20 protein-coding genes are annotated in these 20,602 nt (G+C 56.3%); 11 read left to right on the top strand and 9 right to left on the bottom strand.

Going from position 1 to position 20,602, the window contains the following annotated elements; all coding sequences use genetic code 11:
• Positions 1 to 4: 4 nt before the first annotated feature.
• The 4 genes from cmoB to AC6I8C_RS11065 all read right to left on the bottom strand — a co-directional run bounded on the left by cmoB (position 5) and on the right by AC6I8C_RS11065 (position 3,066).
• Positions 5 to 973: a tRNA 5-methoxyuridine(34)/uridine 5-oxyacetic acid(34) synthase CmoB gene (gene cmoB / locus AC6I8C_RS11080; RefSeq protein WP_497822490.1), complete on the bottom strand. Its 969-nt coding sequence runs from the start codon at positions 971 to 973 to the stop codon at positions 5 to 7.
• Positions 970 to 1,698: a carboxy-S-adenosyl-L-methionine synthase CmoA gene (gene cmoA, locus AC6I8C_RS11075; RefSeq protein ID WP_033732927.1), complete on the bottom strand. Its 729-nt coding sequence runs from the start codon at positions 1,696 to 1,698 to the stop codon at positions 970 to 972. Before cmoA ends, cmoB begins: the two co-directional genes overlap by 4 nt.
• A gap of 81 nt (positions 1,699 to 1,779) precedes the next feature.
• Positions 1,780 to 2,175, bottom strand: coding sequence for an MAPEG family protein (locus tag AC6I8C_RS11070; protein ID WP_150015307.1), 396 nt, complete (start codon positions 2,173 to 2,175; stop codon positions 1,780 to 1,782).
• 69 nt (positions 2,176 to 2,244) lie between these two features.
• Positions 2,245 to 3,066, bottom strand: coding sequence for a DUF72 domain-containing protein (locus tag AC6I8C_RS11065; protein ID WP_013358178.1), 822 nt, complete (start codon positions 3,064 to 3,066; stop codon positions 2,245 to 2,247).
• 211 nt (positions 3,067 to 3,277) lie between these two features.
• Here AC6I8C_RS11065 and aspS point away from each other — a divergent pair, with 211 nt between their 5' ends.
• From aspS to ruvB, 6 genes are all read left to right on the top strand, one after another.
• Complete coding sequence (gene aspS / locus AC6I8C_RS11060) at positions 3,278 to 5,056, top strand: aspartate--tRNA ligase (protein WP_497822489.1); 1,779 nt, start codon at positions 3,278 to 3,280, stop codon at positions 5,054 to 5,056.
• Entirely contained in the window at positions 5,056 to 5,487 is a 432-nt protein-coding gene (gene nudB / locus AC6I8C_RS11055; protein WP_497822488.1) for a dihydroneopterin triphosphate diphosphatase, read from the top strand. Before aspS ends, nudB begins: the two co-directional genes overlap by 1 nt.
• A 285-nt stretch (positions 5,488 to 5,772) precedes the next feature.
• On the top strand, positions 5,773 to 6,516 hold the full coding sequence (locus tag AC6I8C_RS11050) for a YebC/PmpR family DNA-binding transcriptional regulator (RefSeq protein WP_497822487.1): 744 nt from the start codon (positions 5,773 to 5,775) through the stop codon (positions 6,514 to 6,516).
• 37 nt (positions 6,517 to 6,553) lie between these two features.
• Positions 6,554 to 7,081 carry a crossover junction endodeoxyribonuclease RuvC gene (gene ruvC, locus AC6I8C_RS11045; protein WP_003849205.1) on the top strand — a complete coding sequence of 176 codons (528 nt, stop codon included), beginning with the start codon at positions 6,554 to 6,556 and terminating at the stop codon, positions 7,079 to 7,081.
• Between the two features lie 94 nt (positions 7,082 to 7,175).
• A complete protein-coding gene (gene ruvA, locus AC6I8C_RS11040; protein ID WP_150015313.1) occupies positions 7,176 to 7,790 on the top strand; it encodes a Holliday junction branch migration protein RuvA in 615 nt (204 codons plus the stop codon).
• An 8-nt stretch (positions 7,791 to 7,798) separates the two neighbouring features.
• The gene (gene ruvB / locus AC6I8C_RS11035) at positions 7,799 to 8,803 is read left to right on the top strand and encodes a Holliday junction branch migration DNA helicase RuvB (protein WP_497822486.1); all 1,005 of its coding nucleotides are present in this window, start codon (positions 7,799 to 7,801) and stop codon (positions 8,801 to 8,803) included.
• Here ruvB and znuB read toward each other — a convergent pair whose 3' ends face one another.
• Both znuB and znuC read right to left on the bottom strand, forming a co-directional pair.
• A complete protein-coding gene (znuB, locus tag AC6I8C_RS11030; protein WP_013358169.1) occupies positions 8,804 to 9,589 on the bottom strand; it encodes a zinc ABC transporter permease subunit ZnuB in 786 nt (261 codons plus the stop codon).
• Entirely contained in the window at positions 9,586 to 10,341 is a 756-nt protein-coding gene (znuC, locus tag AC6I8C_RS11025; protein ID WP_497822485.1) for a zinc ABC transporter ATP-binding protein ZnuC, read from the bottom strand. The genes znuB and znuC overlap by 4 nt, the downstream gene beginning before the upstream one ends.
• Before the next feature lie 77 nt (positions 10,342 to 10,418).
• Here znuC and znuA point away from each other — a divergent pair, with 77 nt between their 5' ends.
• From znuA to lpxM, 3 genes are all read left to right on the top strand, one after another.
• Positions 10,419 to 11,366 carry a zinc ABC transporter substrate-binding protein ZnuA gene (znuA, locus tag AC6I8C_RS11020; RefSeq protein WP_095707041.1) on the top strand — a complete coding sequence of 316 codons (948 nt, stop codon included), beginning with the start codon at positions 10,419 to 10,421 and terminating at the stop codon, positions 11,364 to 11,366.
• 13 nt (positions 11,367 to 11,379) lie between these two features.
• Positions 11,380 to 12,711, top strand: a complete 1,332-nt coding sequence (gene mepM, locus AC6I8C_RS11015; protein WP_033732920.1) for a murein DD-endopeptidase MepM — start codon at positions 11,380 to 11,382, stop codon at positions 12,709 to 12,711.
• Positions 12,712 to 12,836: 125 nt separating this feature from the next.
• A complete protein-coding gene (gene lpxM, locus AC6I8C_RS11010) occupies positions 12,837 to 13,811 on the top strand; it encodes a lauroyl-Kdo(2)-lipid IV(A) myristoyltransferase (RefSeq protein ID WP_033732919.1) in 975 nt (324 codons plus the stop codon).
• Positions 13,812 to 14,163: 352 nt separating this feature from the next.
• Here the strand turns inward: lpxM and AC6I8C_RS11005 are convergent, their stop codons facing one another.
• From AC6I8C_RS11005 to AC6I8C_RS10995, 3 genes are all read right to left on the bottom strand, one after another.
• Positions 14,164 to 15,396 carry an MFS transporter gene (locus AC6I8C_RS11005; protein WP_497822484.1) on the bottom strand — a complete coding sequence of 411 codons (1,233 nt, stop codon included), beginning with the start codon at positions 15,394 to 15,396 and terminating at the stop codon, positions 14,164 to 14,166.
• An 85-nt stretch (positions 15,397 to 15,481) separates the two neighbouring features.
• Positions 15,482 to 16,924 (bottom strand): pyruvate kinase, encoded by a 1,443-nt coding sequence (gene pyk / locus AC6I8C_RS11000; protein WP_013358162.1) that lies wholly within the window; start codon positions 16,922 to 16,924, stop codon positions 15,482 to 15,484.
• 107 nt (positions 16,925 to 17,031) lie between these two features.
• Complete coding sequence (locus AC6I8C_RS10995; protein WP_497822483.1) at positions 17,032 to 17,910, bottom strand: MurR/RpiR family transcriptional regulator; 879 nt, start codon at positions 17,908 to 17,910, stop codon at positions 17,032 to 17,034.
• 363 nt (positions 17,911 to 18,273) lie between these two features.
• Between AC6I8C_RS10995 and zwf the strand changes: the two genes are divergently transcribed.
• Entirely contained in the window at positions 18,274 to 19,749 is a 1,476-nt protein-coding gene (gene zwf / locus AC6I8C_RS10990) for a glucose-6-phosphate dehydrogenase (RefSeq protein ID WP_013358160.1), read from the top strand.
• Between the two features lie 214 nt (positions 19,750 to 19,963).
• Positions 19,964 to 20,602: a bifunctional 4-hydroxy-2-oxoglutarate aldolase/2-dehydro-3-deoxy-phosphogluconate aldolase gene (locus tag AC6I8C_RS10985; RefSeq protein WP_150015321.1), complete on the top strand. Its 639-nt coding sequence runs from the start codon at positions 19,964 to 19,966 to the stop codon at positions 20,600 to 20,602.

The raw sequence follows: 20,602 nt of genomic DNA, 5'->3' as shown, positions 1-20,602 counted from the left end.
GGCATTAAGGTTTGGTGGCGACCAGCACGGCGCGCAGGGGAGCCGGATAGCCTTCAACCGTTTTGCTGGGGTCCTCGGGGTCGAGGAATTCCGCCAGCGACTCGCTGGTCATCCAATCGGTGCGGCGCTGCTCTTCGATGGTGGTCAGCGCAAAATCGACAATCCGCACATCAACAAACCCGCTTTTCTCCAGCCAGCTTTTCAGTGCTTCCGCTGAAGGAATGAAGAACACGTTGCGCATCTGGGCATAGCGTTCACCGGGCACCAGCACCTGATTGACATCGCCTTCAATCACCAGCGTCTCCAGCACCAGTTCGCCCCCGCTTACCAGCTGATTTTTCAGCTGCAACAGGTGATCCAGCGGGGAACGACGGTGATAGAGCACACCCATCGAAAATACGGTATCAAACGCCTGTAACGCCGGTAGCTGCTCAATGCCCAGCGGCAGCATATGCGCCCGGCGATCGTCATTCAGCAGCTTACGCACTGCTTCGAACTGCACCAGGAACAGCTGCATTGGGTCGATGCCGACGACCAGATGTGCGCCCGCGCCAATCATCCGCCACATGTGGTAACCGCTGCCACAGCCCACATCCAGTACTGTACGGCCCGCCAGCGGGGAGATGTGCGGCAGCACGCGTTCCCATTTCCAGTCAGATCGCCATTCAGTATTGATGTGGGTGCCGTAGAGGAAGTAGGGCCCTTTGCGCCACGGCATCAGGTTACGCAGTAATTTCTCAATCCCCTGACGATGACGGTCGCTGATGTCATCGCGGTCGGCGGTGACGCTGTGCAGCAGGTCCAGCTTTTGCGGTTCCAGCAGCGGCAGATACTCCAGCGACTTGTACCAGTCACGAAAGTGCCCGTGCAGGTTTTCACGTTGCCACTCACTGATTTGCGCCGGCAATACTTCCAGCCACTTCGCCAGTGGTCCCACTGCAATTTGCTGATAAAAACGGCCAAAGTCGATCATTTCAACGCCACCAGAGATCCAAAATTAAAGCACTGGAACCAGAGTTCGGCATGCGAGAACCCGGCCTGTTTCAGGCGGGCTTTATGCGCTTCGACGCTGTCAGTCAGCATCACATTTTCCAGCATGCTGCGTTTCTGGCTGATTTCCAGTTCGCTGTAGCCGTTGGCGCGTTTGAAGTCGTGATGCATGTTGAATAACAGCTCACCGACCTCGGCATCTTCAAAGCTGAACTTCTCCGACAGCACCAGCGCGCCGCCAGGTTTAAGTCCCTGCCAGATCTTTTCCAGCAGCGCCAGGCGTGCAGGCGGCTCCAGAAACTGCAGCGTGAAGTTGAGCACCACCAGCGAGGCGTCTTCAATTTCAATGTCGCGAATATCCGCTTCCAGCACCGTGACCGGCGTGTCAGCGCGAAACGCATCAAGATGTCGGCGGCAGCGCTCCACCATCGCCGGGGAGTTATCCACAGCGATGATCTGGCAACCTGGCACATGAATATTGCGGCGCACCGAGAGGGTGGCCGCACCCAGCGAGCAGCCCAGGTCATAGACCCTGCTGTCCGGAGTCACAAAACGTTCTGCCAGCATGCCAATCATCGAAATGATGTTGGAGTAGCCCGGCACCGAGCGCTGAATCATGTCTGGAAAGACTTCAGCTACACGCTCGTCAAAAGTCCAGTCGCCCAGTTTTGCAATGGGCGCTGAGAAGAGTTGATCGCGGTCAGACATATCGAAAATCCGAAGAGACGACGGAAAGGGCGCTATTCTCGCAGAAAGTGGGGCGGGCTGCACCCCTAAACCCAGGCTGGCTTAATGGAGCGTCAGGACCAGTTCCCACGGCATGTAGATCAGGTTGAAAATCACCATGCCGCACAGGGAAAACAGCGTCAGGAGCATGCCATATTTACGGCCTGCCATGGCGCTGCTGCGCAATCCCCATGCGTGCAGCAGGCGGCTGATAAAGAACAGCAGGCCGGTGAGATGCACCATCCAGATATCGGCGCCGTTCATCTCCATCATCACCAGCAGAAACAGCGCCAGCGGAATGGTTTCGATGGCATTGCCATGAATGCGGATCGCCATTTTCAGGTCGTGATAGCCGCCATCGCCATATGCCACCCGGTAGAACCGGCGGTAACGCACCACGTCCAGCGTGAATTTCATTATCAGTAATGCACCTATCACCACATATAACGCGCTAACCATAGCCACTCCCGCGACTGTCCATAATGGTTCTATTCTAACGGGCGTGCAGCCCGCTGTCCTGTTACGCAATCAAAACAGTGACGTCTGTTGCGGCCAGTCCGGTCCATTGCCAATAGCCGGATCGATCTCCTGCAACTGCGGCCACAGTGCCTGCACCAGCGGAAAAACCTGGCCCATATCGGGGGTGTGCAGAAACAGCATGGCGTCGCCCTGTTGCTGCCATTCCACTAGCTTGGGCCGCCAGATCTGAAACAGCGGCACGCTCTCGTCCACGCTGTCGCTGCCGATAAAGCGTACCATCGGCTGCGAGCCGGTGCGCAGAGCATGAGGCGGTACTTTTGGCTTCTGCGAACGCGCCACCAGCGCTGCCGGGCTTTGCGAGGTGGAGGCGTGAACCGGACGGCTGTCGAGCATCACACGATTGATGCCGCGCTCAAGCAGGCCCCGATTGAGTGACCGTTCCGCCTCGCCCTTGGCGAAGAAAGCCGGATGACGCACTTCGACACCGTAGTGAAAGCGGCGCGGCAGACTATCCAGAAAACGCCACAGGTCGTTGAGCTGTGCCGGGGAGAAGCTGGCGGGCAACTGCAGCCAGTACTGACCGATGCGGTCGGCCAGCGGTTCCATCAGGCGCAGAAAATCGGTCAGCAGGTCATCGCTATGCTGCAGCGCCGCCTGATGGCTGATGGTATTGGGAAATTTAAAGCAGAAGCGAAATGCATCGTGGGTCATGTCGCGCCAGCGCATCACCGTTTCCGCATTCGGCAGCGCATAGAGGGTGGTATTTCCCTCTACGCAGTGGAAGTAGCGGGCATAGTCCGCCAGGCTTTCGATACCCCAGCGTTTCCAGTGTGAATGCTGCCACTGGGGCAGGCCAATACGAAGTGTCACGCGCGCTCCTGGCTGCAGGTTAAGAGATTGCATTATCCGCTATGGTCGGGCTGAGGGGCAAATGCACACAGGAAATCGGCGCTTTGGCGCTGATCTGCTTATCCTGTCTGGCTTTTTCCATTATAATGGCCGCCATTTTTGCGACAGCATCGCATCAGGTAACGCGGCCGGATGCTGTCAGCTGCAGCGGCGAAGTTAAAAGGATAGTGTTATGCGTACAGAATATTGCGGACAGCTCAATCTGTCTCATGTGGGTCAGCAAGTCACGCTTTGCGGCTGGGTAAACCGCCGTCGCGATCTGGGCAGTTTGATTTTTATCGACATGCGCGACCGTGAAGGCATCGTGCAGGTGTTTTTTGATCCCGATCGTCAGGACGCATTTAAGCTGGCTTCTGAACTGCGTAACGAATTCTGCATCCAGATCACCGGTACCGTGCGCGCACGCGATGAGAAGAACAAAAACAGCGACATGGCGACCGGTGAAGTCGAAGTGTTTGCCCAGGCGCTGACCATTATCAACCGCTCTGAGCCACTGCCGCTGGACTCGAATCAGACCAACAGCGAAGAAGCGCGCCTGAAATACCGCTATCTGGATCTGCGTCGCCCTGAGATGGTGACGCGTCTGAAAACCCGCGCAAAAATTACCAGCTTTGTCCGTCGCTTTATGGATGACGAAGGTTTCCTGGATATCGAAACCCCGATGCTGACCAAGGCTACGCCAGAAGGCGCGCGCGACTATCTGGTGCCAAGCCGCGTTCACAAAGGCAAATTCTATGCGCTGCCACAGTCACCACAGCTGTTCAAACAGCTGCTGATGATGTCCGGCTTTGACCGCTACTATCAGATCGTAAAATGCTTCCGCGATGAAGATTTACGTGCCGATCGCCAGCCAGAATTTACCCAGATCGACGTCGAAACCTCCTTTATGACCGCGTCACAGGTGCGGGAAATCATGGAGCGTTTAATCCGCAATCTGTGGCAGGACGTGCAGGGCGTGGACCTCGGCGAGTTCCCGCAGATGACCTTCGCGGAAGCGATGCATCGTTACGGTTCCGATAAGCCGGACCTGCGTAACCCGATGGAGCTGGTGGACGTTGGCGACCTGCTGAAAAACGTGGAGTTCCAGGTCTTCTCTGGCCCGGCCAACGACGAAAAAGGCCGTGTTGCCGCGCTGCGCGTGCCGACCGGTGCGCAGCTGAGCCGTAAGCAGATTGATGAATATGGCAAGTTCGTGGAGATTTACGGCGCGAAAGGCCTGGCGTGGATGAAGGTTAACATCCGTGCCGACGGTCTGGAAGGCGTGCAGAGCCCGGTTGCCAAGTTCCTGAATGCAGAGATCGTTGAAGGCATTCTGAGCCGCACCGGCGCGCAGGATGGCGACATCATCTTCTTTGGTGCCGACCGCGCCAAAGTGGTCGCTGATGCTCTGGGTGCGCTGCGCCTGAAAGTGGGCCGCGAGCTGAACATCACCGATGAGAAAGCCTGGGCACCGCTGTGGGTGATCGACTTCCCGATGTTCGAAGAGGACGAGGAAGGCGGTCTGGCCGCCATGCACCATCCGTTCACTGCGCCGAAAGAGATGAGCGCAGAAGAGCTGGCAGCCGATCCGACCCGTGCCGTGGCGAATGCCTATGACATGGTGATCAACGGTTATGAAGTGGGCGGTGGTTCAGTGCGTATCCACAACGGTAAAATGCAGCAGACGGTGTTCAGCATTCTGGGTATTGAAGAGCACGAGCAGCGCGAGAAGTTTGGCTTCCTGCTGGATGCGCTGAAGTTTGGTACACCACCGCATGCGGGCCTGGCCTTTGGTCTGGATCGCCTGACCATGCTGCTGACCGGCACCGACAACATTCGTGACGTTATCGCGTTCCCGAAAACCACGGCGGCAGCCTGCATGATGACCGAAGCGCCAAGCGAAGCGAACCCGGCTTCTCTGCTGGAGCTCGGTATTCAGGTCGTTAAAAAAGAAAAGCCTGAGAATAAATAATGGGCTATAAACACCCGGTTTCAGTGCTGGTCGTCATTTCGGCGCGCGATACTGGCCGGGTGCTGATGCTGCAGCGGCGTGACGATCCCGCGTTCTGGCAGTCGGTGACCGGCAGCCTGGAAGAGGGAGAGTCACCGCTGGCAACCGCGTGTCGTGAGGTGAATGAAGAGGTCGGCATTGACGTGCTGGCTGAGCGGCTGGAAATAGAGGATTGTCAGCGTCAGATTGACTTTGAAATCTTTCCCCATTTCCGCCATCGCTATGCACCGAATGTCACCCATAATCACGAACACTGGTTTCGCCTGCAACTGCCGGAAGAGCGGGATATCACGCTGACCGAGCATCTGGCGTTTCGCTGGCTGGCACCCGCTGACGCTGCAGCATTAACCCGATCATGGAGTAACCGCCAGGCAATTGAAGAATTTATCTGAATGCTCGCCATCGCCCGGTATCCCGGCGGCGGATAGATTAAATTTTATGAATCTGGTGAGTTTTAACAGGACTACACCAACCTATTGAACAGTCAGGCGTCATCCTCGCCACGAAATTGTTCACCGTCAGCGCGACGTCGCCTGCGTACACCGCTACGTGAGGATGATGCGCAACGCCCGCCTCTCAGGGCAGTCAGGTTGTCACTCACCTGGCTGAGCACCGACGGTAAATAAGCTCGCAGCCAGGAGAGTCTGCACCCTGTAAAAGATCGGAGAAAAGTTAACATGGCAGGACACAGTAAGTGGGCAAACACCAAACACCGTAAGGCGGCGCAGGATGCCAAGCGCGGTAAAATTTTCACCAAAATCATTCGTGAACTGGTGACGGCGGCCAAGCTGGGCGGTGGCGATCCGGGTTCTAACCCGCGTCTGCGTGCAGCAATGGATAAAGCGCTGGCAAACAACATGACCCGTGACACCATGGATCGCGCTATCGCGCGCGGTGTGGGCGGCGATGACAACGCCAACATGGAAACCATCATCTATGAAGGTTACGGTCCAGGCGGCTCAGCCATCATGATTGAATGCCTCAGTGATAACCGTAACCGTACCGTGGGCGAAGTGCGTCACGCCTTCACCAAAACCGGCGGCAACCTGGGTACCGACGGCTCTGTGGCTTACCTGTTCAACAAAAAAGGCGTCATCTCCTTCGCGCCAGGTCTGGATGAAGACGCAGTGATGGAAGCCGCACTGGAAGCGGGCGGCGAAGACATCGTCACCTATGACGACGGCGCGATTGATGTCTTCACCGCATGGGAAGAGATGGGCACCGTGCGTGATGCACTGGAAGCCGCTGGCCTGAAAGCGGATACCGCAGAAGTGGCAATGATCCCGACCACCAAAGCGGAAATGGATGCGGAAACCGCACCAAAACTGCTGCGTCTGATCGACATGCTGGAAGATTGCGACGATGTACAGGAGGTCTATCACAACGGTGAGATCTCCGACGAGGTGGCGGAAACGCTGTAATGGCGTTTACCGTCACAGCGTTAACCGGAGAGGCGTAATGTCGATTATTCTGGGAATCGATCCCGGCTCACGCATCACCGGTTATGGTGTTATTCGTCAGACCGGCCGCCAGCTCACCTATCTGGGCAGCGGCTGTATCCGCACCAATACCACCGAGTTGCCCGCCCGCCTGAAGCTGATTTATGCGGGCGTGTGCGAAATCATCACGCAGTTTTCACCCGATTTCTTCGCTATCGAGCAGGTGTTTATGGCGAAGAATGCTGACTCCGCGCTGAAGCTCGGCCAGGCGCGGGGTGCCGCGATCGTTGCTGCGGTAAACCACGATCTGCCTGTGTTTGAGTATGCCGCCCGTCAGGTGAAACAGACGGTGGTGGGCATCGGCAGCGCCGAGAAAAGTCAGGTGCAGCATATGGTGCGAACCCTGCTGAAACTGCCGGCAAACCCGCAGGCGGACGCCGCAGATGCGCTGGCGATAGCCATTACTCACTGTCACGTGGCGCAGAACGCCGCACGCATGAGTGACAGCAAGCTGGTGCTGACGCGCGGACGGTTGCGCTCAGGTTAGGGCATCGCACAGAACAGACGCTCAGGCTGGATATTCATCCAGCCTTTTTTATGTTATAAAATCCGCCACATTCGTTAGTTAAGGAAGCATTCAGGTGATAGGTCGTTTACGGGGCAACATTCTGGAAAAGCAGCCGCCACTGGTGCTGCTTGAGGCACACGGCGTCGGCTATGAAATTCACATGCCCATGACCTGTTTTTATGAATTGCCCGAACTTCAGCACGAAGCGGTGATTTTTACCCACTTTGTCGTGCGTGAAGACGCTCAGCTGCTGTTTGGTTTTAACAGCAAGCAGGAGCGCGCGCTGTTTCGCGAACTGATTAAAGTGAATGGCGTCGGCCCCAAGCTGGCACTGGCGATCCTCTCCGGCATGTCGGCGCAGCAGTTTGTGACTGCGGTAGAAAAAGAAGAGATCGCGTCACTGGTGAAACTGCCTGGCGTAGGTAAAAAGACCGCTGAGCGTCTGGTCGTCGAGATGAAGGACCGCTTTAAAGGGATGCACGGCGACCTGTTTGGCGGCGATTCGGCCTTTACGCTTACCACACCGAGCGCCGAGCCAGAAACCAACGATGCGGAATCCGAAGCGGTTGCAGCGCTGGTATCACTGGGTTATAAACCGCAGGAAGCGAGCCGTATGATCAGTAAAGTCGGCCGACCGGATGCGGATTGTGAAACCCTTATCCGCGAAGCGCTCCGCGCCGCCATTTGAGGTAAGTCATGATAGAAGCCGACCGCCTGGTCTCTGCTGCCAGCATTAACGAAGAAGAGATAATCGACCGCGCTATTCGCCCGAAGATGCTCACCGAGTATGTCGGTCAGCCGCAGGTGCGTGAGCAGATGGAGATTTTCATCAAGGCCGCACAGCTGCGTGGCGATGCGCTGGATCATCTGCTGATCTTCGGTCCGCCAGGTCTGGGGAAAACCACGCTGGCGAACATCGTGGCCAACGAGATGGGCGTGAACCTGCGTACCACCTCGGGACCGGTGCTGGAGAAGGCAGGCGATCTGGCGGCGATGCTGACCAACCTTGAACCGCATGACGTGCTGTTTATCGATGAGATCCATCGCCTGTCACCGGTGGTGGAAGAGGTGCTCTATCCGGCAATGGAAGACTATCAGCTGGATATCATGATCGGTGAAGGCCCGGCGGCGCGTTCGATTAAGCTCGATCTGCCGCCGTTTACCCTGATTGGTGCCACCACCCGTGCAGGCTCGCTGACCTCGCCGTTGCGCGATCGCTTTGGCATTGTGCAGCGTCTGGAGTTTTATCAGGTGAAAGATCTGCAGCACATCGTAGGACGCAGTGCCGCCTGTCTGGGCCTGGCGCTGAGTGACGAAGGGGCGTTAGAGATTGCCCGTCGCGCACGCGGCACACCGCGTATCGCCAACCGCCTGCTGCGCCGCGTGCGTGACTTCGCAGAGGTGCGGGCTAACGGTGAACTTAGCGGTGAGGTCTCCTGCAGCGCGCTGGATATGCTTAACGTCGACAGTGAAGGGTTCGATTATATGGACCGTAAACTGCTGCTGGCGATTATCGACAAGTTTATGGGTGGGCCGGTGGGGCTGGATAACCTGGCGGCCGCGATTGGTGAAGAGCGTGAGACCATCGAAGATGTGATTGAACCTTTCCTGATTCAGCAGGGTTTCATTCAGCGCACACCGCGTGGCCGTCTGGCCACGCAGCATGCTTATCGTCACTTCGGCATTACGCGCGAAGAGTAATTACATAGCCGGTTTGCGCACCATGCTGAAGATAAACAGGATGGCGGCGCAGAGCACCACGGACGGACCGGCAGGCGTGTCGTAGAACGCAGAGAAGGTGAGACCGCCGGTGACGGCAATCACGCCGATGACCACCGCGACGGCCGCCATGCCTTCCGGCGAGCGCACAAAACGACGTGCGGTGGCAGCCGGAATAATCAGCAGTGAAGTGATAATCAGCGCACCGACAAACTTCATCGCCACGCCAATCGTCAGCGCCGTAACCAGCATCAGAATCAGCCGGGTTCGCTGGATATTGACGCCATCCACCTGCGCCAGTTCCGGGCTGATGGTCATCGACAGCAGCGAACGCCACTGCCACGCCATCACCAGCAGCACAATTATCACGCCGCCACCCATCATCCAGAGATCGTCTGGCGTCACCGCCAGCAGATCGCCAAACAGATACGCCATTAAATCAACGCGTACGTTCTTCATCAGGCTGACGACGACCAGGCCCAGCGACAGCGCGCTGTGAGCCATAATGCCCAGCAGGGTATCAATGGCCAGATGCGGACGCCGCTCCAGCCAGACCAGTCCCAGGGCCAGGCAGACCGTCACCAGAATCACCGCGTAGTAGGGGTTCACGTTCAGCAGCAGGCCAAAGGCTACGCCGAGCAGAGACGCATGCGCCAGGGTATCGCCAAAGTAGGACATCTTGCGCCAGACGACGAACGAACCCAGCGGACCGGCAGCCAGCGCTAACATCACACCGCCTATCCAGCCCGGTAATAACAACTCAATCATGATGAACCCTGTCCTTTACGTAAAACGATACGTCCCTGAAGGTCGTGACGGTGATTATGATGATGACGGTAGATCGCCAGTTCCTGCGCGCCACGCGGGCCAAACATCGCGATAAATTCGGGATGCTGCGAGACGGCTTCCGGCGTGCCCGAACAGCAGATATGGTGATTGAGGCACAACACTTCGTCGGTTTTCGCCATCACCAGATGCAGATCGTGCGAAACCATCAGCACGCCGCAGTTCAGTTCCACGCGTAACTGATTGATCAGGTCATACAGGGCAACCTGACCGTTCACATCCACACCCTGCGTCGGTTCATCCAGCACCAGCAACTGAGGATGATTCAGCAGGGCGCGCGCCAGCAGCACGCGCTGAGTTTCACCGCCGGAGAGCTTCTGCAGCGGGGAGTTGAGCAGATGGCCCGCCTGCACACGTTTCAGTGCCGGCATAATCTCCGCGTGTTTGCTGCCACGGGTCAGACGCATAAAGCGCTCAACCGTGACCGGCAGGGTGGGATCGATGTGCAGCTTCTGTGGCACGTAGCCGATACGCAGAGCAGGATCACGCTGAACCGAACCGCTCGCAGGGGCAAGCAGGCCGAGTACCACACGCACCAGCGTTGATTTACCGGCACCATTGGGACCGAGCAGAGTGAGAATGCGGCCAGGCTGCAACGCCAGGCTGACGCCTGATAACACATTGCGCTGGTTAAACTTTATCGAAACGTTATCGAGTGTGACTAGTGAGGTCATAGTATTTACAGGTTGCACAGAATTTCGAATGTTATAATATCACATTCCACCTCATGGTCACGATGGAATGACGCAATATGTTACATAATAAAAAGGGCACAATTTTCGCCCTGACTGCTTTATCTGTTTCAGCTTTGTTAACCCTTCCTGCCCAGGCGAATGTCGTGGCTTCACTCAAACCGGTAGGTTTTATTGCTGCTGCCATTGCTGATGGTGTCACACCGGTCGAGGTACTGCTGCCGGACGGCGCGTCTGAACACGATTATGCCCTGCGGCCATCTGATGCAAAACGCTTAAAAAACGCGGACTTAGTTGTCTGGGTCGGGCCAGAAATGGAAGCCTTTATGGCGAAGTCTGCGGCTGAACTTCCGGCTCAAAAAAACCTCGCGATGGTGAACATCGACGGGGTAAAACCGTTATTGATTAGCGGCGGTGAAGATGAAGATGAACACGCAGCGGAAAAATCCGAAGATCAGGATGCTGAAGCTCATCATCATCATCACGGCGAGTTTAATATGCACCTGTGGTTGTCGCCAGAGATTGCGCGCAAAACCGCGGTTGCAATCCATGGAAAATTATTGGAACTTATGCCGCAAGATAAGGCCAAACTTGACGCCAACCTCCAGCAGTTTGAGGTAGCTTTGGCAGACACGGACAAACGCGTCAGCGCACAACTTGCTCCGGTCAGAAATAAAGGATATTTCGTTTTTCACGACGCTTACACGTACTTTGAAAAGCACTACGGTCTCTCGCCCGCCGGGCATTTTACCGTCAATCCTGAAATTCAACCGGGCGCTCAGCGTTTACACCAGATACGAACACAGTTGGTTGAGCAAAAGGCGGTCTGCGTCTTTGCTGAGCCACAATTCAGGCCAGCAGTCATCGATGCTGTCTCCCGCGGAACACAGGTGCGTAAAGGCACGCTTGATCCCCTGGGCACGGACATCAGCTTAGCCAAAGACAGCTATGTGAAATTCCTCTCACAACTGTCGAGCCAGTATGAAAGCTGCCTGAATGGAGCATGAGGAATAGGTAAAAGTGCAGCAGATAGCCCGCTCTGTCGCCCTCGCATTTAATAATTTGCCGCGCCCCCACCGCGTAATGCTGGGATCGTTAACTGTAGTCACTCTGGCCGTCGCTGTCTGGCGGCCTTACGTTTATCATCCGACGGATGATGTGACCCCCATCGTTAAAAACATTGAACTGGATAAGAACACGCTCCGCACGCTGTTGCCGGAAGCCAGTGAGCCGATCGATCAGAGCACACCGGAACCGGACGAAGAGCTGCCTGCGGATGATGTCGACACCGACGTGCCCGAAACGGCAGGGGTGCATGACTACACCGTTTCATCTGGCGATACCCTGAGCAGTGCCCTGAATCAGTATGGCATCGACATCGGTGACATCAATGCGCTGGTGGTGAGCGATCGCGATCTGCGTAATCTGCAGGTCGGTCAGCAGCTGAGCTGGACGCTGGATGATGATGGTGGCCTGAAAACCCTGAGCTGGGAAATATCCCGTCGCGAAACCCGCACCTATGAGCGCACCCCAGCCGGTGGCTTTAAGATGGATGCGGAGATGCAGAAGGGCGAATGGCGCAACAGCGTGATGCAGGGCGAAGTGCGCGGCAGTTTCGCCGCCAGCGCCATGCGGGCGGGGTTGAGCGGGGCTGAAGCCAGCGCCGTGATTAAAGCGATGCAGTGGCAGATGGACTTCCGTAAGCTGCGTGCTGGCGACCAGTTCAGCGTGCTGATGTCACGTGAAATGCTGGATGGCAAGAGTGCGCAGAGTCAGTTGCTGGGCGTGCGCTTGCGCAGCGGCGGTAAAGATTATTACGCATTCCGCGCGGAAGATGGCAAGTTCTACGATCGCAGCGGATCCGGTCTGGCACGCGGCTTTATGCGCTTCCCGACGGTTAAGCAGTATCGTGTCTCTTCCAACTTTAATCCGCGTCGTCTTAACCCGGTAACCGGTCGTATTGCGCCGCACAAAGGCGTCGACTTTGCGCTGCCAATCGGTACGCCGGTGCTCGCAGTGGGTGATGGTGAGATCGTGGTAGCGAAAAACGGCGGTGCCGCCGGTAACTACGTCGCTATCCGTCATGGCCGTCAGTATATGACGCGCTATATGCACATGAAGAAAGTGCTGGTGAAGCCAGGTCAGAAAGTGAAACGTGGTGACCGTATTGGACTGTCCGGCAACACCGGACGCTCCACCGGACCGCATCTGCATTTTGAAATCTGGATCAATAACCAGGCGGTTAACCCATTAACGGCGAAGCTGCCGCGCATGGAAGGTCTGACCGGCAAAGATCGCAGCGACTACATGGCACAGGTTAAATCCTGGCTGCCTCAGCTGGGTCTGAAGTAAGCGAATTTCGTCAAATCGCGCAAAAACCGACGGCTTCTCCGTCGGTTTTTTGCTATCTGGCGCAGGATGATTGCAAATTTTCAGGTCGTCACTATCATAAGCCGGTCATTGCTTGAGGCGAGTGCATGGAAACCCGTAAAAAAAATAACATTGAATTTATTCCCGTTTTTGAACGTTCTTTTCTCAAACCTAAGTACTGGGGCAGCTGGCTGGCAATAGGTGCGCTGGCGGGGCTGGCGTATTTACCGCCGAAAGTGCGCGATCCGCTGCTGGGCCGGTTAGGCCGGTTTGCCGGTAAGCTGGCAAAGGGCGCACGTCGCCGCGCGCTGATTAATCTCTATTATTGCCTGCCGGAACTCAGTGAAGAGCAGCGTGCCACGCTGGTCGATGAGATGTTTGCGACAGCGCCGCAGGCGATGACAATGATGACCGAGCTGGTGCTGCGCGATCCTGCTCGCATCCGGCAGCGCGTTGAGTGGCATGGTCGTGAAATCATCGACCAGATGAAAGCTGAGCAGCAGAATGTGATTTTCCTGGTGCCACACGGCTGGGCGGTGGATATTCCTGCCATGCTGCTGGCGTCAGAAGGCCAGAAGATGGCGGCCATGTTCCACAATCAGAGCGACCCGCTGCTGGACTATGCCTGGAACACGGCCCGTCGTCGCTATGGCGGCCGGATGCATGCCCGCAACGATGGGATTAAGCCGTTTATCAGTTCAGTACGTCAGGGTTACTGGGGCTACTATCTGCCCGATCAGGATCATGGTGCCGAGCACAGCGAATTTGTCGATTTCTTCGCTACCTATAAAGCGACATTGCCTGCGGTAGGCCGGCTGATGAAGGTGTGCCGTGCCCGCGTGGTGCCGCTGTTCCCGGTTTATAACAGTGAAACGCACAAGCTTGAGATTTATGTGCGTCCGCCGATGGATGACCTGCTGGAGGCCGACGATCACCAGCTGGCTCGCCGGATGAATGAAGAGGTGGAAGTGTTTGTCCGCCCGCATCCCGAGCAGTACACGTGGATCCTCAAGCTGCTGAAGACCCGCAAAGAGGGTGACATCGAACCCTATTCGCGCAAAGAGCTTTATCCGCGCAAATAGCAGAAAGGCCGCGAAAGCGGCCTTTTTGGTACGTCGGGTTTGGTTAGCGGTAAGTTCGAAAATGCTTAGGGAACACGGTCAGATCGGAAAGGCGCTTAAGCCATCCCTGGCCGCTCGTCCCGCGCCATCCGTGGCGCGGGACGCTTTCCTCCTCTGCCCGTGTTCCCTGCGCTTTAAGTTTATTTGCCGCTTTCAGATTCACCCAAATCCAGCGATTAAGTGATAATAAAAAGGCCGCTTTCGCAGCCTTTTATGATGTGAATAAAAGAGCTGGCTCAGGAAGCATACCCCCTGCGCAAAGACGCAAACCGCCATCCGTGGCATGCTCAGCGCAGACGATTACGCAGCTCTCTTATAACGCCTCCAGCCTGCTGCGACGTTTACGCTCGCGCATAAACAGGGTCACGAGACCAAACCACAGCACGCCGCTGATAAAGTTAATCAGACAGAACCACAACGTGCCGCCGCTGAAGTAGCCACTTTTCGCCAGCTCAATCCCCACCGCCAGCGTCAGAATACTGATCATCCCCAGCATGGCCGCCACGCTTCCTTTGCCTTCATCGCTGGCATAGAGCGTCAGGCGATAGAGTCCGGCATTCACCATCCCCGCGCCGAAGGCGTAGAGGCTCAGGCCAGCCGTGATCAGCAGGTAACCGTGGCTGTTCAGCAGGCTTGCCACCAGCGCCAGACTCAGGCCAATCAGAATCGGACAGGCGGCGAACTTCACCGGCTGTTCAATCGGTACCCGTCCGGCCAGCTTACTCAGCGTCAGGTTACCGGCAATCATCGCCAGAAACACCGGCAGCTGCAGCAGGGCATACTGCATGCGTGAAAGACCTTCGTCATGCATCAGGATCACCGGTGACAGCGCAACCCAGGTGAGGATCGGGATAAACACCAGCCCGATAGCAAAAGACCCGAACATCACCAGCCGGTCTTTCATCAGTCGGCCATAGTTGCGCGCCAGGTTCGGCAGGGCGATGGAGTGGCTGCGGTCGCCTGCGGTTTCGGGCATCACACGCCACAGCACCACAAACGCAACGAGGCTGCAGGCGGCAAACAGCCAGAACATACTGCGCCAGCTGCCCACGGTGAGCCAGGCGGCACCGGCAAGCGGACCTGCCAGCGGAGCCAGCAGCGCCACATTGGCCATCAGCGCCATCATGCGCACCGCCAGCGCCTCATCAAAGGCTTCCTGAATGGCGGCATAGCCAACCGCACCAATAAAGCAGAGGCTTATACCCTGAATAAAACGCAGGCCAACAAACTCTTCAATCGAACTGACCCAGTTGGTCAGTATGCAGGCGACGGCAAAAAACAGGATGCCGGAGAGCATCACCGGTCGCCGGCCAAACTTATCAGAGAGTGGACCCAGCAGCCATTGCAGCACCACGCCACCAATCAGGTAAGCGGTCAGCGACGTAGAAACCCATTCCGGGCCAACGGAGAACTCGCTGGTGACGATCAGCATGCCGGGCTGGATCATGTCGTGAGCGATATAGGTAGCAAACTCGAACAGCACTAACGCCAGAGGAAAAAGTAAAATTCGGCCGGTAAGCTGGCTGATGGGCTGGAAACGGGGCATCTTGCCTCCTTGTCAGAAAAGAAAAACGCGACTGCCAGGCAGTCGCGTCGTTGATTCTACACCGACAATGTAAACGCGGGCGCAATTAATCCACGCGCAGCACGCGGGTCGTGTTGGTGGTGCCGGTGGCGCCCATCACATCACCCTGCGTCACGATAACCAGATCGCCTGAAACCAGGAAACCTTTATCGCGCAGCAGGTTAACCGCGTCGTGTGCGGCCGCGACACCGTCGTTGTTACTGTCGAAGAACACTGGCGTCACACCGCGATAGAGTGCAGTAAGGTTCAGCGTGCGTTCATGGCGGGACATCGCAAAGATCGGCAGGCCCGATGTGATACGTGAGGTCATCAGCGGAGTACGGCCCGACTCGGTCATGGTGATGATCGCAGTAACGCCCTGCAGATGGTTTGCGGCGTACATGGACGACATGGCGATCGCTTCTTCGACATTGTCGAACTGCACATCCAGACGGTGTTTGGAGACGTTGACGCTTGGGATCTTCTCCGCGCCCAGGCAGACCTTCGCCATGGCTGAGACGGTTTCTGCCGGATACTGACCCGCTGCGGTTTCTGCAGAGAGCATCACGGCATCGGTGCCATCCAGCACGGCGTTAGCCACGTCCATGACTTCTGCGCGGGTTGGCATCGGGTTAGTAATCATCGACTCCATCATCTGCGTCGCCGTAATGATGGTGCGGTTCAGCTGACGGGCACGACGAATTAATGCTTTCTGAATGCCGACCAGCTCCGGATCGCCAATCTCAACGCCCAGGTCGCCACGCGCAACCATCACCACGTCTGATGCCAGAATAATGTCATCCATCGCTTCCTGGCTGGCAACCGCTTCGGCACGTTCCACTTTAGCGACCAGCTTAGCGTCACAACCCGCTTCTCGCGCCAGACGACGCGCCAGGTTCATATCTTCGCCACAGCGTGGGAAGGAGACGGCCAGATAATCGACGCGGATTTTAGCAGCGGTGATAATGTCTGCCTTGTCTTTTTCGGTCAGCGCTTCAGCTGACAGGCCGCCGCCCAGCTTGTTAATGCCTTTGTTGTTCGACAGCGGGCCACCGACAGTGACTTCGGTGAAGACTTTCGTGTCCTGAACTTCCAGCACCTTCAGCTGCACGCGGCCATCATCCAGCAGCAGGATATCGCCCGGCACCACATCTTCAGGCAGTCCTTTATAGTCGATACCCACGCGCTCTTTATCGCCTTCGCCTTTACCCAGGCTGGCATCCAGCAGAAAACGGTCGCCGATATTCAGGAAAACTTTGCCTTCTTTGAAGGTCGAAACACGAATTTTTGGACCCTGGAGGTCACCGAGAATAGCCACGTGGCGGCCCAGTTTTGCGGCAATCTCGCGCACTTTGTCGGCACGTAGCTGATGGTCTTCTGGCGTGCCGTGAGAGAAGTTGAGTCGTACAACGTTCGCACCGGCAGCGATGATTTTTTCGAGGTTATTATCACGATCGGTGGCCGGGCCGAGGGTTGTTACGATTTTGGTTCTTCTTAGACGTCTTGACATCGGGGACTCCGTAAACATTTAAGCGTGTCCGGATCTGTGGACACAGCATGGTTATCTATTCTATATGATCGACGGGTTGTGATACGACTCACATTGTAAATGTGATGTTAATTTTTTTGCTGATCACTCTCTTCCCGAAGGGTGTTCTTTTCATAACGCGACGCTTTCAACGCCTCTTTCACGCGTTTCAGGTTTTCCCGGAAGGGGGCACCCCGTTCCAGGGTAAAACCGGTCGCCAGCACATCGATCACGGTTAACTGCGCCAGGCGCGACACCATCGGCAAATAGACATCCGTATCTTCCGGTACATCAAGCACTAAAGCTATCGCTGCTTCATGGGCAAGGGGTGAATCGGGCGAGGTGATGGCAATAACGGTGGAACCGTTTACACGGGCCAGGCGAGCCAGTTCTACCATATTTTTTGTGCGTCCAGTATGCGAAATGAGAACAAAAACGTCACCGGCTCGACTATTTATGCAACTCATGCGCTGGATCACAATATCGTCCGACCAGATGACCGGCAGATTAAAGCGCAGAAATTTGGTAAAGGCGTCATGCGCCACGACCGCGGATGCCCCCAGCCCAAAAAAGGCGAGTTTTTCGGCCTGCGCAAGCAGGGAAACAGCCTGTTGCAGCTGCGTGCTGTTCAGCTGATCGCGCACCCGCTGCAGTCCAGCCAGCGCCGAGTCGAAGATCTTGTGGCTGTAGTCCTCCACACTGTCGTTATCCTCCACACCCCGGCTGACCCAGCTGCTGCTTTTCACCAGGCTCTGCGCCAGCTGCAGTTTAAAGTCGGGAAAGCCGCGTGCGCCCAGGCGATGGCAGAAGCGGTTTACGGTGGGTTCACTCACGCCGGCAACGCCTGCCAGCGTCGCAATGCTGGAGTGCATCGCCGCCTGGGGGGCAGCCAGAATCTGCCGGGCGACTTTCTGTTCCGCTTTGCTCAGCGCAGCGAACTGCGCCTCAATTTTTTCCAGCATATTCATAAGCCGATGACCATTATCGCTTTTATCAATTTCAATTATCACTGTCGTCAGCGCCGATTAACAGAGACTATATCGCGTCAGCGGCCGACAGGCGCAACGGCGGACAAGTCTGGCACCCCTTTTTTTGGGATACTTTGACCGGTGCCAGATTTCCTGACACCCGCAGACACAGAAAAAACCGGCAATCCGCACGTGTCATCACACGCGTGCAGCGCATCGGGTACAGAGTTAATGCGGTTGACCCGGCGAGTCGGTTTACCTGGCGCGGGGAAAAAAGTACATTGTGCTGAAAGAAAATAATAACCTGGACCCGGTGGCAGAGGATGCATCACCACCGGACTATCCTGCAACGAGGAGAGGAAAATGGCGGTAACACAAACAGCCCAGGCATGCGATCTGGTGATTTTCGGTGCCAAAGGCGATCTTGCACGCCGTAAACTGTTGCCTTCACTGTACCAGTTAGAGAAAGCGGGTCAGATCCACGAGGAAACCCGCATTATTGGTGTCGGCCGTGCCGAGTGGGACAAAGCGGAATACACCAAAGTGGTACGTGAAGCGCTGGAAACCTTCATGAAGGAGAAGATTGACGAAGCGCTGTGGGACAAACTCAGCAATCGTCTCGACTTCTGCAACCTCGATGTTAATGACACCACACACTTCCCGAAACTGGGCAAGATGCTGGACCAGAAAAACCGCACCACCATTAACTACTTTGCAATGCCACCGAGCACCTTTGGCGCCATCTGTCAGGGACTGGGCACCGCGAAGCTGAATGCGAAACCGGCGCGCGTGGTGATGGAGAAGCCGCTTGGTACCTCACTGGAAACCTCACAGGAGATCAACGACAGCGTTGGTGAATACTTCGATGAGAGCCAGGTATTCCGTATCGACCACTATCTCGGTAAAGAGACCGTGCTCAACCTGCTGGCGCTGCGCTTTGCGAACTCTATCTTCGTGAATAACTGGGATAATCGCACCATCGACCACGTGCAGATCACGGTGGCCGAAGAGGTGGGTATCGAAGGCCGCTGGGGTTACTTCGATAAAGCGGGTCAGATGCGTGACATGATTCAGAACCACCTGTTGCAGATTCTGACCATGATCGCCATGTCGCCGCCGTCCGATCTCAGTGCCGACAGCATCCGTGACGAAAAAGTTAAAGTGCTGCGCTCGCTGCGCCGCATCGACCAGACCAACGTGCGTGAGAAAACCGTACGCGGTCAGTACACTGCGGGCTTTGTGCAGGGTAAAAAAGTGCCAGGCTACCTGGAAGAAGAGGGGGCCAATAAAACGAGCGCTACAGAGACTTTCGTCGCGATTCGTGTCGATATCGACAACTGGCGCTGGGCAGGCGTGCCATTCTACCTGCGTACCGGTAAGCGTTTACCGACCAAGTGTTCTGAAGTGGTGGTCTATTTTAAAAACCCTGAGATGAACCTGTTCAAAGATTCCTACTCAGAGCTGCCGCAGAACAAGCTGACTATTCGTCTGCAGCCGGACGAGGGCGTGGATATCGAGATCCTGAATAAAGTGCCAGGCCTCGATCACAAGCACAAGCTGCAGACCACCAAACTGGATCTGAGCTACTCCGAGACGTTCAATCAGTCGCACCTTGCCGATGCTTACGAGCGTCTGCTGCTGGAGAGCATGCGCGGTATCCAGGCGCTGTTTGTGCGTCGCGATGAAGTTGAAGCCGCATGGACCTATGTTGATTCGATTATCAACGCATGGGCGGCAGATGGTGACTCTTCCAAGCCGTATCAGGCTGGCACCTGGGGCCCGGTGGCCTCGGTGGCGATGATCACCCGCGATGGTCGCTCGTGGAACGAGTTTGAATAACTGAAGTGATGATGAAGCCCGCCACGCGGGCTTTTTTTTCGCTTTGAAATCGTGCCAGCAGATACGAATAAAACTGAACTGCTGTTTCAAAATGGGCGCAGGAGGATAGACGCTCAGGAAGCGGATCATGTATGGTAGTGACGCAAATTACAGGGCAGGAGCCGATGCTCCATGACCGGGCCACAATCCCGGTGTTATCAAGCAAGGGGAACTGATGAAAAACTGGAAAACGAGTGCTGAACAGATTCTGACAACCGGACCTGTGGTGCCGGTCATCGTGGTGAATAAACTGGAACACGCTGTGCCGATGGCGAAAGCGCTGGTGGCAGGCGGTGTCAGAGTGCTGGAAGTGACGCTGCGCACGCCCGTAGCGATGGATGCATTACGTGCGATGATCAAAGAAGTGCCGGATGCGATCGTTGGGGCAGGAACGGTGATTAACCCACAGCAGTTGCAGGAAGTGACTGATGCCGGTGCGCAGTTTGTTATCAGCCCTGGCGTCACAGAATCGCTGCTGAAAGCGGCGGTTGAAGGGCCGGTTCCGTTGATTCCGGGCATCAGCACCGTTTCAGAGTTAATGACCGGTATGGACTATGGTCTGCGCGAGTTTAAGTTTTTCCCGGCAGAAGCGAATGGCGGCGTGAAAGCGCTTCAGGCGATTGGCGGACCTTTCCCGCAGGTGCGTTTCTGTCCGACTGGCGGCATTTCTCCCGCCAACTATCGCGACTATCTGGCGCTGAAAAGCGTGCTCTGCATCGGTGGTTCCTGGCTGGTGCCCAACGACGCGCTGGAAGCGGGCGACTGGGATCGCATCACCCGTCTGGCTCGCGAAGCTATCGAAGGCGCGAAGTAA

This window comes from Pantoea sp. X-Soil-YNGN-844, assembly GCF_059730595.1.
The sequence above is the reverse complement of the archived record's forward strand: the minus strand, read 5'-3'. Positions and strand labels throughout refer to the sequence as shown.